This is a genomic window from Chelatococcus reniformis, assembly GCF_014640075.1.
Taxonomy (GTDB): Bacteria; Pseudomonadota; Alphaproteobacteria; order Rhizobiales; family Beijerinckiaceae; genus Camelimonas; species Camelimonas reniformis.
In genome coordinates this window covers 235,190-249,198 of record NZ_BMGG01000001.1, presented here as the reverse complement: position 1 = coordinate 249,198, position 14,009 = coordinate 235,190, and the positions used below count along the sequence as shown (strand labels likewise).

The following is a 14,009-nucleotide window of genomic DNA, read 5'->3' as shown; positions in this document are numbered from 1 at the left end:
GATGGCGGCCCTGGCGCCGTGATGCAATGGCAGGACGCCTGCGCCAGGCGCTGGACGGCATTGCCGTGGCTCAGCGTGGCGCTATTGCATCAGTCAGGCGGCCGGCAAAGCTGTGCCTGGCCGTCCGGATCGCGATCCATCATCCGTGCAGTGCCGCGAGATCCTGCCGGCGCCGCGGCGTGGCGTCCCGGCCGCCGAACCCGCTCGTCGCGGGCTTGGCCAGGGGCGATGGGATGAGCCCGTCGCCCCTTGGCGTCACTGCGTGCGGCCGCGGGCCTGCACGGCGGCGCGGCGAGCCTCCACAGCGGCGGGGGTGACAGCCCGGTTGTGCTGGATCGAGCGCTCCTGCTCGAGGGCGAGGGCGGCGTCCAGCGGCAGGCCGAAGCCGTCGTCGATCAGCCGCTTCAACCCGACGAGCATGACCGGCTCGAGCTGCGCCATCTCGGCGGCGAGCTGGCGCGCCTGCGGCATCAGTTCATCGCGCGCCACCACCCGGTTGACGAGACCCCAGGCCTGCGCCGTCTGCGCATCGATGAAATTGCCGGTGAGCGACAGCTCCTTGGCACGGTAGAGCCCGACCAGGCGCGACAGCTTCTGCGACAGGCCCCAGCCGGGCATGATGCCGACGCGGCCGTGGGTGTCGGCGAAACGCGCGTCGACCGAGGCGATGAGGACGTCGCAGGCCAGGGCCAGCTCGAAACCGCCGGTGATGGCGACGCCGTTGATGGCGCCGATCACCGGCTTGGTGCACATCTCGATCGCCTTCACCGGATTGCGATCGGCGGTCTCGGCGTTGGCCGCGCCGAGCGCATCCTGGTCGTGACCGAGCTCCTTGAGGTCGAGGCCGGCGGTGAAGGCGCGATGGCCGGCGCCGGTGAGGATGACGACGCGGATCGCGTCATCCGCATTAATGCCATTGATCGCGTCGGCCAGATCGCGGCGGAGCGCCTTCGACAGCGCGTTCATCGCGTCGGGTCGATTGAGCGTGATGGTGGCGATGGCATCCGAGCGTTCGATCACGAGATCCGGCATGGCGGCGTCCTCCTGGGCTGGTCTTGCTGGGGCTGGTCCTGGCGCGCACCGCCCCGAGCGGGGCGGCGTTTCCGACGCGTCTTAAGCCAGCCATCCGCGCGAAGCGAGCGTGAAGTCCCGCTGGCCCGTTGGAGCTCGGTCATCAGCTTCTGCATGGAAAATCGGTGGATGATGGACGTGGCGACGATCCTGGCCGTCACTTGCATGCGGGGCGGCTCAGCTCGCAGGGGTCCGACGCTCCTGCCGCGCACCGCACAGGCGGAGGCGCATCGCGTCGCCGAGCAGATTCGCCGATCGTTCGTCGCAATTCAGGCGATGCCGAAGGCACGCACGTAAGCATCACCCCCACGTCAGACGCCGACCACGATCCCATAAATGGGACGAGGCCGCGGGCGCGAGCATATGCGCGCCGGCCCCGAGCCCGCGCCTTCCGGAAGAGCTCCCCACCGCGGCGGAGCGCCGACGGTGCTGCCGCAGCTCAGCTCGGCGAGCGCGGCGGCTCGACCTTGCCGCCGTGCGACGATTGACCTCCCTTACGACCCGCCTGGGCTGCAAGCTCGCGGTTCTGCGAGAAGCTGCGGGATTCCGGGCTGACGCTCTGGCCGCCCTTGCGCCCGGCGGCCGCGGCGAGCGTGCGGTCACGGGAGAAGCTGCGCTTCTCGTTGGGGACGCTCTGGCCACCCTTGCTGGCGATTTCGCGTTGCTTGGCCTGATCCATGGATGCGAAGCCACGGTTCGATGTCGAAGACCGCTGGGGCATGTTCACTCCTGCCGCTCGCCGCTATGGTCGGCTCACGTTTCGTTGACACTGGAGCGATAACCGTTGACCGCGGCTGAGGTTCCGTTACGGCGTGCGCGGCGAGACGCTGGCTTGCACTGTCGGGGCAGGGGGCCCGCTGCGCGATGAGGAGCGCCGTGCCGCCGCTGCCGATCGACGAAGCGCTGCCGCAGCTCGAGCGCACGCTGGCCGCAGGGCCGGCGGCGGTCGTTGTCGCCCCGCCCGGCGCCGGCAAGACCACGCGCCTGCCGCTCGTTCTGATCGGTGAGCCGTGGATGGAAGGCCGCCGGCTGATCCTGCTGGAGCCCCGGCGGCTCGCGGCCCGCGCCGCGGCGGAGCGCATGGCCGCGACGCTCGGCGAGAGGGTGGGCGACACCGTCGGTCTGCGCGTGCGCCTGGGCTCGAAGGTGAGCGCGCGCACGCGCGTCGAGGTGGTGACCGAGGGTGTGTTCGCACGCATGATCCTGGCGGATCCGGAGCTTGCGGGCGTCGGCTGCGTCATCTTCGACGAGTTTCACGAGCGCTCGCTCGATGCCGACCTTGGCCTCGCCCTGGCCCTCGACGTGCAGCGCGGCCTGCGCGACGACCTGCGCATCCTGGTGATGTCGGCCACGCTGGACGGCGCGCGAGTCGCGGCGCTGCTCGGCGCTCCCGATGCGCCGGCGCCCGTGGTGGTCAGCGAGGGGCGGGCGTTCCCGGTCGAGACGCGCTATCTCGGGCGCGACCCGCAACGCCCGGTCGACGAGCAGGTGAGCGGTGCGGTGCTGCGGGCGCTGCGGGCGGAGGCTGGATCGCTGCTGGTCTTCCTGCCGGGGCAGGGAGAGATCGGGCGAGTGGAGCGGCGGCTGCGGGAGCGCATCGGCGATCCCGCCATCCATATCGCGCCGCTCTACGGCGCGCTGGACCCCCGGGCGCAGGACGCGGTGGTGGCCCCGGCGCCGGCGGGCGTACGCAAGATCGTCCTCGCCACCGCCGTCGCCGAGACCTCGCTGACCATCGAGGGAGTGCGCGTGGTGATCGATAGCGGCCTGGCGCGCGTGCCGCGCTACGAGCCTGCCGTCGGCCTGACCCGGCTGGAGACGGTCCGCGTCTCAAAGGCGGCCGCCGACCAGCGCCGCGGCCGCGCCGGCCGCACCGAGCCCGGCGTCTGCTACCGGCTGTGGGAGGAGCCGGCGACCGCGGCGCTGGAGCCCTATGCCCGGCCCGAGATCCTGGCCGCCGACCTGGCGCCGCTCGTACTGGACTGCGCCGCCTGGGGCGTGACCGACCCCCGCACCCTCGCCTTTCTCGATCCGCCGCCGCAAGCGGCGCTGCGCGAGGCGACGGCGCTGCTCGGCCGGATCGGGGCGCTCGACGGCGACGGGCGCCTCACCGCGGTCGGCCGGCGGCTTCATGAGTTGCCCCTGCCGCCGCGGCTGGCGCGCATGCTGATTGCCGCCGCGGACGTGGGTGCGGCTGAGTTCGCGGCGCGCATCGCCGCGGTGATCGTCGAGCGCGGGCTCGGCGGCACCGCCGTCGACCTCGACGAGCGGCTGGAGCGTTTCGCGCGCGACCGCTCCCGGCGCGCCGACGACATGCGGCGGCTGGCGTCGGGCTGGGCGCGTCAGGCCGCAGCGGGCGCCGCGCCGCCGGCGGCGCGCGAGCCGCCGTCGTCCGGGCTGGCGCTTGCCTGGGCCTTCCCCGACCGTATCGCCAAGGCGCGCGGCAAGACGGGCGAGTTCCTGCTGGCGAATGGCCGCGGCGCCGTGCTCGAGGCGGCCGAGGGGCTCGCCCGTGAGCCGCTGATCGTGGTGGCGGACGTGGTGGGCGCCGCACAGGCGGCGCGCATCCTCCTCGCCGCGCCAATCAGCCTGGCCGATGTGGAGACATCTGCCGGCGCGGTGCTGGAGGAGCGGCGAACGGTGGAGTTCGATGCGGCGACCGCCAGCTTGCGGGCGCGGGCCGTGCGTCGGCTCGGTGCCCTCGCCCTTGCCGAGCGGCCGCTCGCCGTCCCCGCCGACGGGGACAGCGCGGCGCATCTCGCCCGCGGCGTCGCCAGCCTCGGCACCGGCGCGCTGCCCTGGACCAAGGCGTTGGCGCAGTGGCGCGACCGCATCCTGTTCCTGCGCCGCGCGGAAGGGGCCGGCGAGGGCTGGCCCGATCTCGGCGATGCCGCGCTCGCGGCCTCGGCGGAGACATGGCTCGCCCCGCTCCTCGTCGGCAAGACGGCGCTCGCGGACGTCACCGCCGGCGATCTCGAGCAGGCTCTGGCCGCGTTGGTGCCCTGGTCGTTGCGTCACCGGCTGGAGGCGGAGGCGCCGACCCACGTGGAAGTGCCCACGGGCTCCCGCATTCCGGTCGACTACAGCGGCGAGGATGGCCCGGTGCTCGCGGTGCGTGTGCAGGAGCTGTTCGGGCTCGACCGCCATCCGGCGATCGCCGGCGGGCGCACGCCGCTTGTCCTGCACCTGCTGTCACCGGCGCAACGACCGATCCAGATCACGCGGGATCTGCCGGGCTTCTGGCGCGGCTCGTGGACCCAGGTCAAGGCGGACATGCGCGGCCGCTACCCCAAGCACCACTGGCCCGACGATCCGCTGTCGGCACCGCCGACGCGGCGGGCCGGGCGGCCGGGGTGAGCGCGTTTCTCCGATCCGGCTAGAGCGCTTTTTTTGAGCGAAGTGGACGCCGGTTCGCGTAAAGAAAACGCGACAGTTCAAACAGATAGAGCATTTCCGCGATTCGGAGAAAATGCGGAAATGCTCTCTAGATCTTGATCTTGTCGGCCTTGGGTAGCCGGTCGACGATGCGCTTGATGAGCTGTGGCGGCAGGTCGACTGCGTAGAGCTTCCATTTCAGGCCGTCGAGCCGCAGACGCCAGCCAAGCCGCCGCTCGGGGCTGCCGTCGATGTCGACGACGAGGCGAAACTCCGTCAGCCCGATGAAACCCGCCCGATCCAGGCGCCTGAGCAGGTCGCGCAAGCCGCCGATGCCGATGCCCGCATCGTTCGGCACGCTTTCGCCCTTGGCGAGCGGCCATCCCTTGCGCAGCAACTCGCTGATCTGCGCCGGCGTCGTCATCTGCTCGATGATGGGGTCGAACAGGCTGACGGCCATGGCCATCACCATCTGCTGACCGAGCACGCCGAGCTCACCCTCCTTCTTGTTGAGGACGATGTAGCCCCGCACCAGCTGACGGGTCAGCGATCGGCGCAGTGGGCCGGCCTCCACCCGCGCCATCACCGCCGGCACGTCCCGCGCCTTGACCGCCTTGGCCAGCTTGGCGGCAGCAACGAACGGCGAGATGAGATAGGCGACCAGCAGGACGGCTGCGACGCCGCACCACAGCCAGGGGGAGCGGAGCGTCCGTCGGAGCCGGCCGGCGCGCGTCACGCAAGGCTCCAGATCGGGCAGCTCGGCCTGTCCGATCCTGCCTGGTGCTGGTCTGAATGTTCCGTCCGACCGCGTCACCTGAGCCGATCACCACTGTCGGCGCCCCCCGGCGCAGGAAATGCTCTAGGTCGCCTGCCACCCGGGCGCAACCCCGTAGTCGTCCCTGCGCAACTCCCGAACCATCGCGTTTGAACCTGCCCGTGCCGTCCGAGCATGGCATTCAACTGCGAAATGCTCGCACAGATCTGTACTTCTGGGCTTCACGCGCGGAGCGGGTCCCGCATTTCGCCTCGCCAGTCGCCTCAGTTTCCCATCCGCTCGTCCCATTGCCGCTCGCCGACCAGGCACGATACGGCGGGGCCGCCATCGGCCGCGGGCACGATCAGCGCGCCGTGGTTCGACACCTCCTGCAGCAACTTGTTGCGCGTCGCCTCCACGAACTGGCCGCGCTCGCGCACCGGAATCATGAACGCGCCGGGCCCGCCGATGACGCAGCGCTCGTAGTAGCGGTCGAGATCGACGATATCCAGGTAGCCCGGCTCCTTCAGCATGAGCGGCAAGCCGTTGATGATGATGCCGCGCGCCACCGCCTCGTCGCGCGCCAGGGTGACTGATCGTCCCTGGTTGTTGGGACCGTCGCCCGAGACGTCGATGACGCGCCTCAGCGCTTTTGCTGACAGACTGTCGAATTGGCGAGCGGCGAAGTCGATGCCGCCGGAGATCGAGGTGCGGTAGGCGCGCTTGGGTGGGGTCTCGATCAGCTTGGAGACGAAGCGGTCGGCGCTCTCGGGACCGTCGATGATCTGCCAGGGCACCACCACGTGCTGGGACGAGGTTCCCGCCCATTCCACGAAGGTCACGGCGATGCGTCCGATGAGTCCCTTGCGCACCGCGTCGAGGAACGCCGGTGATTGGAGGGCCTGGACATAGCCGGCGCGCTGGAGGCGCTGTTCGTCCTCGTCCATGGAGAAGGAGATGTCGACAGCGAGCACCAGGGCCACGTCGACCTCGCTGTCCGTCGCCCGGCTCGTCCTCGGCACGGCGGTGAGGGCAAGGCCGATGGCGAGGGTGGCGAGGCCGAGGACGAGCCGCAGCCCGCTGCGTCGCCCCAGGCGAACGCTGCCGCCGAGCCGACCATCCGAACGTCGAGATGATGAGGCCATGGACGCAGCCTTCCTCTCTTCGGACGTGCCGCTTTCGGTGTCCCGCCTCCCGCGGCCGTGCCATCGGCGCAACTCGGCTCAGCTCTGCCGCGCGGCGGCGCCATCCGCGCCATGCCTTCAGCATCGCACCCGGGCGCGTCGCGGGGAAGGGCCTCTCACGAAAGCGTCAATGCCAGCCGCGGCCGGGCAGCGAGGCGCCCGGCCGGCTCAGGCGCGGGCCATAGCCGGCCCGAAGGTGTCCACGATCGTCACGGCGACGCGAAAGACCTCGTCAATGCCCATCTGCGACGTGTCGATGACGCGGGCATCGGCGGCGGCCAGCAGCGGGGCGACGGCGCGGCCCGCGTCGCGCGAGTCGCGCGCGCGGATCTCGTCGAGCAGCCTCTCGTAGGTCACACTCTCGCCCCGGCCGCGCGCCTCGCGGTAGCGGCGGTCGGCACGCGCCTCTGCGCTGGCGGTGACGAACAGCTTCACGTCGGCACGGGGGCAGATCACCGTGCCGATGTCGCGGCCGTCGAGCACGGCGCCGCTGGGCCGGCCGGCAAATTCCCTCTGCAGCTGGAGCAGGGCCGCCCTGACCTCGGGAACGGCGGCGACGACCGAGGCCGCCTCGCCCATGGCGGCGCTGCGCAATGCCTCGTCCCGGTCATCGATGGGGCCGAGGCGGCCGGCCGCAGCGATGGCTGCGGCGCGGTCGTTGACGGCATGGCCATCCGCCAGCACAGCACGGGCTACGGCCCGGTAAAGCAGACCGGTATCCAGATGCGGCAGTCCGTAGTGCGCCGCGAGCCGCTTGGCCAAGGTGCCCTTGCCGGAGGCGGCCGGGCCGTCGATGGCGATGACGAGCGCCATCAGCCGACCTCGGCCCCGAGCGAGGACATCAACGGCATGAAGGCGGGAAAGCTGGTCGCGATCATGGCCGAATCGTCCACCCCCATGCCGGCCTCGGCCGCCAGTCCGAGCACCAGGAACGCCATTGCGATGCGGTGATCGAGATGGGTCGCGGCGATGCCGCCCCCGCGCGCGGCGCCCCGGCCGTCGACGATGAGGTCATCGCCTTCGATGCGCGCCACGACACCCGCGGCGGCGAGACCGTCGGCCACGGCGGCGAGGCGATCGGATTCCTTCACCCGCAGTTCGCTCAGCCCGCGCATGCGCGTCTCGCCGTGGGCGAAGGCAGCCGCGACCGCCAGGATCGGATATTCGTCAATCATCGAAGGCGCCCGCGCCGCCGGTACGTCGACGCCGGTGAGCCGGCTCGCCCGCACGCGCAGCGTGGCGATGTCCTCGCCGCCTGCCTGGCCCCTGTCGAGGAACTCGATGTCGGCGCCCATCTCCAGCAGCGTATCGATAAGCCCGATGCGCAGCGGGTTCATCATCATGCCTTCCACGACCACGTCGGAGCCCGGCACGAGGAGCGCGGCGACGAGCGGGAACGCAGCGGAGGACGGGTCGGCCGGCACGACCACCCGGGAGCCCTCGAGTTCCGGGTGGCCGATCAGCGTCACCCGCCGGCCATGCGCGCCAAACGGCTCGACATCGATCGTCGCACCGAAATGGCGCAGCATCCGCTCGGTATGATCGCGGGAGGCCTCGCGCTCGATGACGGTGGTCGCGCCGGGTGCGTTGAGGCCGGCCAGCAATACCGCCGATTTGATCTGGGCCGAGGCGACCGGTGTCTCGTAGACGATGGGGATGGTCTCGCGGGCGCCCGCGAGGGTCAGTGGACAGCGGCCGCCCGCGGCCTCCTCCACCACGCTGGCGCCCATCTCGATCAGCGGGTCGAGGATGCGCCGCATCGGCCGCTTGCGCAGCGAGGCGTCGCCGTCGAAGCGCGCGGTGATCGGATGGCCCCCGACGACGCCCATCATCAGCCGTGCGCCGGTGCCGGCGTTGCCGAAATCGAGAATCTCGTCCGGCTCCGCGAGGCCGCCGACGCCGACGCCGCGGATCCGCCACTCGCCCTCGCCGACGCGCTCCACGTGAGCGCCAAGGGCACGAGCTGCCTTGGCGGTGGCCAGCACGTCCTCACCTTCCAACAGGCCGGTGACGTGCGTCTCGCCGACGGCGAGCAGGCCGATCATCATGGCCCGATGCGACATCGACTTGTCGCCGGGGGCCCGTACCCGGCCACGCAGGGGGCCGCTGCGGCGGGCCGCGGCCGGACGGGGTATCGAGGCGTGAGCGCTCACGGCTGAGGTCCAATCCCTTGCACGTGGCGACCGCCGGCGGCTTCCCATCCGTCGCGGCACACGGTGCCGGCGGCAGGGCCGTCCGGTGAGGCCGACCAAAACATCATCGTCGTCAATGTGTTATTGACCGCGGCGGGGCGTGTCGCCGGCGCCGTTGTCGCCGGTCAGTCTGTAGCATGCGGCCGCCGCGGACTGGAAGCGGCCAGAGTGTCCCGACGGCGTCGAGGCACACGATGGCAGCGGACGCGCGGCAGATCCGACCATGACGGGGCCCGGCGCCCATCCGTGCTCAGCGGCCTGTGCACTGTCCGTTGTAGGCGTCCTGGAACTGGCGGACGCCGGCGTTGGCGTTGGCGATGCTGCGGTCGCGTTCCGCTCCGGTCTGGCAGCGGGCATAGAAGGCGCTGGCGCGCTTGAGCGCGGCGACTTGTCCCTGCCAGGCCTTGCAGCGTTCCTTGACGGAGCCCTCCGCCGCCTGCTCCAGCTGGTAGCGGGCCTCTCGCACGGCCGAGAGAATGACGAGGGCATCGCGGGGGCAGCTTTGGTCCGCCGCCGCCGGTGCAGGCAGTGCGGGCACGGCAGCCACGGCGAGGAGGGTGAAGAGGGCGGCTCGGCGGCGCGTCATCCGAGGTTCAGCTCGCGGAAGAAGTCGTTGCCCTTGTCGTCGACGACGATGAAGGCCGGGAAGTCCTCCACCTCGATGCGCCAGATCGCCTCCATGCCGAGCTCGGGATATTCGAGGACGTCGACTTTCCTGATGCAATCCTGGGCGAGGCGGGCGGCGGGGCCGCCGATGGAGCCCAGATAGAAGCCGCCATGCTTCTGGCAGGCTTCGCGCACCTGGGATGAGCGGTTACCCTTGGCCAGCATCACCATCGAGCCGCCGGCGGCCTGGAACTGGTCGACGTAGGCGTCCATGCGGCCGGCGGTCGTCGGGCCGAACGAGCCCGAGGCGTAGCCGACCGGGGTCTTGGCCGGGCCGGCGTAGTAGACGGGATGGTCTTTGAAGTAGCCGGGCATGGCTTCGCCGCGCTCCAGCCGCTCGCGGATCTTGGCGTGGGCCAGGTCGCGCGCCACGATCATCGGGCCGCTGAGCGATAGACGGGTTCGGATGGGGTAGCGGCTCAGTGTGCCGAGAATGCTACCCATCGGCTGGTTCAGGTCGATGCGCACGACCTCGCCGCCGAGCGCCGCCGCGTCCACATCGGGCAGGTAGGTGGCGGGGTTGGTCTCGAGCTGCTCCAGATAGACGCCGTCGGCGGTGATCTTGCCGAGCGCCTGCCGGTCGGCCGAACATGACACGCCGAGCCCGATGGGCAGGGAGGCGCCGTGGCGCGGCAGCCGGATGACGCGCACGTCGTGGCAGAAATACTTCCCGCCGAACTGCGCGCCGACGCCGAGCTGCTGGGTGAGCTTGTGGATCTCGGCCTCCATCTCCAGGTCGCGGAAGGCGTGGCCGGCTTCCGAGCCCTGTGTCGGCAAGCCGTCCAGGTAGCGCGTGGAGGCGAGCTTGACGGTCTTCAGGTTCAGCTCGGCGCTGGTGCCGCCGATGACGATGGCGAGGTGGTAGGGCGGGCAGGCGGCCGTGCCGAGGGTGAGGATCTTCTCCTTGAGGAAGGCCACCAGTCGGTCATGGGTGAGCAGCGATGGCGTGCCCTGGAACAGGAAGGTCTTGTTGGCCGATCCGCCGCCCTTCGCCACGAACAGGAACTTGTAGGCGTCCTCGCCCTCCGCGTAGATGTCAATCTGCGCCGGCAGGTTGGAGCCGGTGTTGACCTCCTGGAACATCGACAGCGGGGCGAGCTGCGAATAGCGCAGGTTGCGCTTCAGATAGGCGTCGCGGATGCCGGCGGCGATGGCATCCTCGTCCCCGCCATCCGTCCACACCCGGCGGCCCTTCTTGCCCATGACGATGGCCGTGCCGGTGTCCTGGCACATGGGCAGGATGCCGCCCGCGGCGATATTGGCGTTCTTCAGCAGATCGTAGGCGACGAACTTGTCGTTGGAGGTCGCTTCCGGGTCGTCGAGAATCGACGCCAGCTGCTTGAGGTGGCTCGGCCGCAGCAGATGATTGATGTCGATGAAGGCCTGCTCGGCGAGCCCCCGGATCGCCTCGGGCTCGACGGTCAGCATCTCGTGGGAGCCGAAGCGCGTGGGCTTGACGCCGTCGCCCGAGAGTTTGCGGTAGGACGTGGTGTCGGGACCGAGGGGAAACAGCGAAGACGCAGCGTCAGACATAGGCGATCCGCGGGCTGAGCATGCGCGGCAGGCGTGGACGCGTGCCTGACGGACATGCGGTCGGGGGTGCACCCTGGGACACCGCTGCCGGCGCCCGAGGTTGCAGCTTCTCTTTAGTCCTTTTCGAAGAAATGGGAGCGGATTTCCAGCCCTCGCCGGTCGGGACGGCCATGTGCCGAACTCGGCCGTCGCCGCGACGCGGCCGCCGGGCCCTCGCGGAGGCCCGCTGCTCGGAAAACGACGCCGGCCGCTCGGACGCGGCGCCCGCCGCGCTTCAGGCGGCGTGGGATGCGGCAGCCGGCCCGGTCAGCAGCGCATAGAGCGCCGCGGGATCTCGCGTCGCGCGGATCTTCTCCAGCATCGACGTCTCCCTGAGCACTCGCGCCACCCGTGCGAGGGCCTTCAGATGGTCGGCGCCGGCCGTCTCGGGTGCCAGCAGCAGGAAAATGATGTCCACCGGCTGCCCGTCGAGCGCTTCGAAATCGATCGGCCGCTCCAGCCGTGCGAACAGGCCGACCAGACGGTCGAGCTTCTCGGGCTTGCCGTGCGGGATGGCGATGCCATCCCCGATGCCGGTGGACCCGAGCCGTTCGCGCTGCAGCAACGTCTCGAAGATCTCCCGCTCGTCAAGCCCGGTCAGCTTCGCCGCTTGCGCCGCCAGTTCCTGGAGCGCCTGCTTCTTGCCATTGACACGGAGAGCCGGGATGACCGCCTCGGGCGTCAGAAGATCCGTAAGGGACATGTTGTCTCGCGCGCAGCAACGGTCGGGCAGTTGCAGCTGCCCGACCGTCGGCATTCCGTCAGACCCCGGAACGCCGCGCTCTCGGCTGCCGGCGTTCCATTTTTACCATTAGGCGAAGCATGTCCGCGACGATGTCTCGACGCGCCGGCCATGTTCAACTATCGCGGTCGACCGTCGGTGGATCGATCCATCCGATGGTCCCGTCATTGCGCCGATATACGACGTTCACGCGCGAAGTGCCAGCGTGGCGAAACACGAGGATCGGCGCGCCCGTCATATCGAGCCGCATCACCGCTTCGCTCACCGACAGCGGATAGAGCGGCTTGGACATTTCGGCGACGACGACCGGATGGTACTCCGCATCATCGTCGATATCCTCCCCGGGCGCCTCGAAGACCGTGGCCGAGACGCTGGCGAGCGCGTCGGCGCCATTGTTCCCATGGGTAGCCGGGCTGCGCCCCTTCAGCCGCCCGTTGTAGCGGCGCAGGCGCTTCTCGATGCGCTCGGCCATCTGGTCGAAGCTCACCGTGGGGTCATGCGCGGTGCCGGAGGCCTCCAGCGTCATGCCGGAGGACAGATGCAGACCGCAGTCCGAGCGGTAGCCGCTGCCATCGCGCGTGATGGTGACATGGCCGGTCACGCTGCCGTCGAAGTATTTGTCGACGGCAGCGTTGACGCGGCTCTCGATCTGACCGCGCAGGGCTTCGCCGATGTCCATGTTCTTTCCAGACACCCGTAGCGTCATGCTCTCCTCCCCTGCGCGAAAATGCGTGCAGATGCACACATTTGCGTGGATAGCCACCGTAGGAATCGTAGGAACGGGGGTGGGCTAAGTCAACGCGACGCGGCCGCCGTCCCCATGGCTTCCAGCTTCTCCCGGCGCCGCTCGACGGAGGAGGGGATGCGGAGCGATTCGCGGTACTTGGCGACGGTGCGCCGGGCGATGTCGATGCCGTCGTCACGCAGCTTGCGGACAATGGCGTCGTCGGAGAGCACGTCTGAAGCTCGTTCTGTCTCGATCATCCGCCGGATGCGGTGGCGTACCGCCTCCGCCGAATGGGCCTCGCCGCCCGGCGTCGAGGCGATCGAGGCCGAGAAGAAATATTTCATCTCGAACGTGCCGCGGCTGGTGCCGATGGACTTGTTCGATGTCACCCGCGACACCGTCGATTCGTGCATGCCGATGGCGTCGGCGATGGTCTTGAGGTTGAGCGGCCGCAGGTAGGCCACCCCACGGGCGAAAAAGCCATCCTGCTGCCGGACGATCTCGCTCGCCACCTTCAGGATTGTCTTGGCCCGTTGCTCCAGGCTGCGTGTGAGCCAATTGGCGCTCTGGAGCGAGTCCGACAGGAAGCTCTTGTCCGTGTCGCTCTTTGCCGCACGCGCCACCTTGGCGTAATAGACCTGATTGACGAGCACGCGCGGCAGCGTGTCGGTATTGAGCTCGATGAGCCAGCTGCCGTCGAGTGCGGCACGCACGAAGACGTCCGGCACCAGGGTCTCGACCGGTGCGGCGCCGAAGGCGCGGCCGGGCTTGGGATCGAGCCGCTTGATCTCAACCAGCATGTCGGCGAGATCCTCGTCGTCGACGCCGCACAGCCGCTTCAACGCCGCCAGGTCGCGCCTGGCGACCAGGTCGAGCCGCTCGAGCAGGGCCTGCATGGCCGGGTCCAGCCGGTTCTGCTCCTTGAGCTGCAAGGCGAGGCATTCGGCGAGCGTGCGGGCGCCGACGCCGGCGGGTTCGAGCCCCTGCACCAGGTTCAGCACCTCCTCCGCTGCGGCGAGCGGGATCGCCAGGCGCTCGGCGAGCCCGACCAGGTCCTCCTCCAGGTAGCCGGCCTCGTCGATGGCATCGATCAGGAAGCTGCCGATCAGGCGCTGGCGCTGATCGGTGGTGATCAGTTCGAGCTGGCGCATCAGGTGGCTGTGCAAGTCCACCTCGGCCGACAGGGTGGCCATGGTATCGCTCTCGCCGCCCTCGAAGCTGCCGCCGCCCTGGGCGCCGCTCCACAGTGGAGTAGAGACGGACAGGCCGTCCTCCGCCGCGGCGCCCGCGCTCGCGCGCACCGGTCCGTCGTCTTCGAAGACGTTCTCCAGCCCCGTACCGAGCTTGGCCTCCATGCTGTCGCGACTGACCTCGAGGTCCTGCGAGTACCAGCTCTCCGCCGTCTCGGGCACAGCTTCGGCGGCTTGCGGCTCTGCTCCCGGCGGCGTCTCGGCGGGCGTGTCACCGTCGTTGCGCTCGAGGAACGGGTTGCGCTCCAGCTCCGCATCGACGTAGGAGGCGAGTTCCAGGTGCGACAGCTGCAGAAGCTTGATCGCCTGCAGCAGCTGTGGCGTCATGACCAGGCTTTGGGCCTGGCGAACCTCCATGCGGTGCGAAAGCGCCATACTCTTGAACCCACGCCCCAAGGGGTCTGTGCTGCTCGGCACAGGATTTGCTTATACCCTTGTTTGGTGTTGTAGCCGCCTTTGTGCGTTGCGTCAAAAGC

General features: G+C 69.9%; 12 protein-coding genes. 1 reads left to right on the top strand and 11 read right to left on the bottom strand.

All coding sequences use genetic code 11. The features are described 5' to 3' along the window. Positions 1-255: 255 nt before the first annotated feature. Both IEW34_RS01125 and IEW34_RS01120 read right to left on the bottom strand, forming a co-directional pair. Positions 256-1,032, bottom strand: a complete 777-nt coding sequence (locus tag IEW34_RS01125) for an enoyl-CoA hydratase (RefSeq protein WP_188607293.1) — start codon at positions 1,030-1,032, stop codon at positions 256-258. 478 nt (positions 1,033-1,510) lie between these two features. Beyond that, entirely contained in the window at positions 1,511-1,792 is a 282-nt protein-coding gene (locus IEW34_RS01120; protein WP_188607292.1) for a con-10 family general stress protein, read from the bottom strand. Positions 1,793-1,935: 143 nt separating this feature from the next. Between IEW34_RS01120 and hrpB the strand changes: the two genes are divergently transcribed. Then, on the top strand, positions 1,936-4,428 hold the full coding sequence (gene hrpB, locus IEW34_RS01115; RefSeq protein WP_188607291.1) for an ATP-dependent helicase HrpB: 2,493 nt from the start codon (positions 1,936-1,938) through the stop codon (positions 4,426-4,428). 127 nt (positions 4,429-4,555) lie between these two features. Here the strand turns inward: hrpB and IEW34_RS01110 are convergent, their stop codons facing one another. The 9 genes from IEW34_RS01110 to rpoN all read right to left on the bottom strand — a co-directional run bounded on the left by IEW34_RS01110 (position 4,556) and on the right by rpoN (position 13,908). Beyond that, positions 4,556-5,182 carry a DUF2939 domain-containing protein gene (locus IEW34_RS01110; RefSeq protein ID WP_188607290.1) on the bottom strand — a complete coding sequence of 209 codons (627 nt, stop codon included), beginning with the start codon at positions 5,180-5,182 and terminating at the stop codon, positions 4,556-4,558. A gap of 302 nt (positions 5,183-5,484) precedes the next feature. Further along, positions 5,485-6,345, bottom strand: coding sequence for a DUF1194 domain-containing protein (locus tag IEW34_RS01105; protein ID WP_188607289.1), 861 nt, complete (start codon positions 6,343-6,345; stop codon positions 5,485-5,487). 207 nt (positions 6,346-6,552) lie between these two features. Then, the gene (locus IEW34_RS01100; protein ID WP_188607288.1) at positions 6,553-7,197 is read right to left on the bottom strand and encodes a (d)CMP kinase; all 645 of its coding nucleotides are present in this window, start codon (positions 7,195-7,197) and stop codon (positions 6,553-6,555) included. Next, on the bottom strand, positions 7,197-8,585 hold the full coding sequence (aroA, locus tag IEW34_RS01095; RefSeq protein WP_188607287.1) for a 3-phosphoshikimate 1-carboxyvinyltransferase: 1,389 nt from the start codon (positions 8,583-8,585) through the stop codon (positions 7,197-7,199). The genes IEW34_RS01100 and aroA overlap by 1 nt, the downstream gene beginning before the upstream one ends. Positions 8,586-8,826: 241 nt before the next feature. After that, positions 8,827-9,162: a hypothetical protein gene (locus IEW34_RS01090; RefSeq protein WP_188607286.1), complete on the bottom strand. Its 336-nt coding sequence runs from the start codon at positions 9,160-9,162 to the stop codon at positions 8,827-8,829. After that, positions 9,159-10,775, bottom strand: coding sequence for a fumarate hydratase (locus IEW34_RS01085; RefSeq protein ID WP_188607285.1), 1,617 nt, complete (start codon positions 10,773-10,775; stop codon positions 9,159-9,161). The genes IEW34_RS01090 and IEW34_RS01085 overlap by 4 nt, the downstream gene beginning before the upstream one ends. Before the next feature lie 274 nt (positions 10,776-11,049). Beyond that, positions 11,050-11,517, bottom strand: coding sequence for a PTS IIA-like nitrogen regulatory protein PtsN (gene ptsN / locus IEW34_RS01080; RefSeq protein ID WP_188607284.1), 468 nt, complete (start codon positions 11,515-11,517; stop codon positions 11,050-11,052). A gap of 154 nt (positions 11,518-11,671) precedes the next feature. Further along, positions 11,672-12,262, bottom strand: a complete 591-nt coding sequence (gene hpf, locus IEW34_RS01075) for a ribosome hibernation-promoting factor, HPF/YfiA family (RefSeq protein WP_188607283.1) — start codon at positions 12,260-12,262, stop codon at positions 11,672-11,674. Between the two features lie 89 nt (positions 12,263-12,351). Next, entirely contained in the window at positions 12,352-13,908 is a 1,557-nt protein-coding gene (gene rpoN / locus IEW34_RS01070) for an RNA polymerase factor sigma-54 (RefSeq protein WP_188607282.1), read from the bottom strand. Positions 13,909-14,009: the final 101 nt, after the last annotated feature.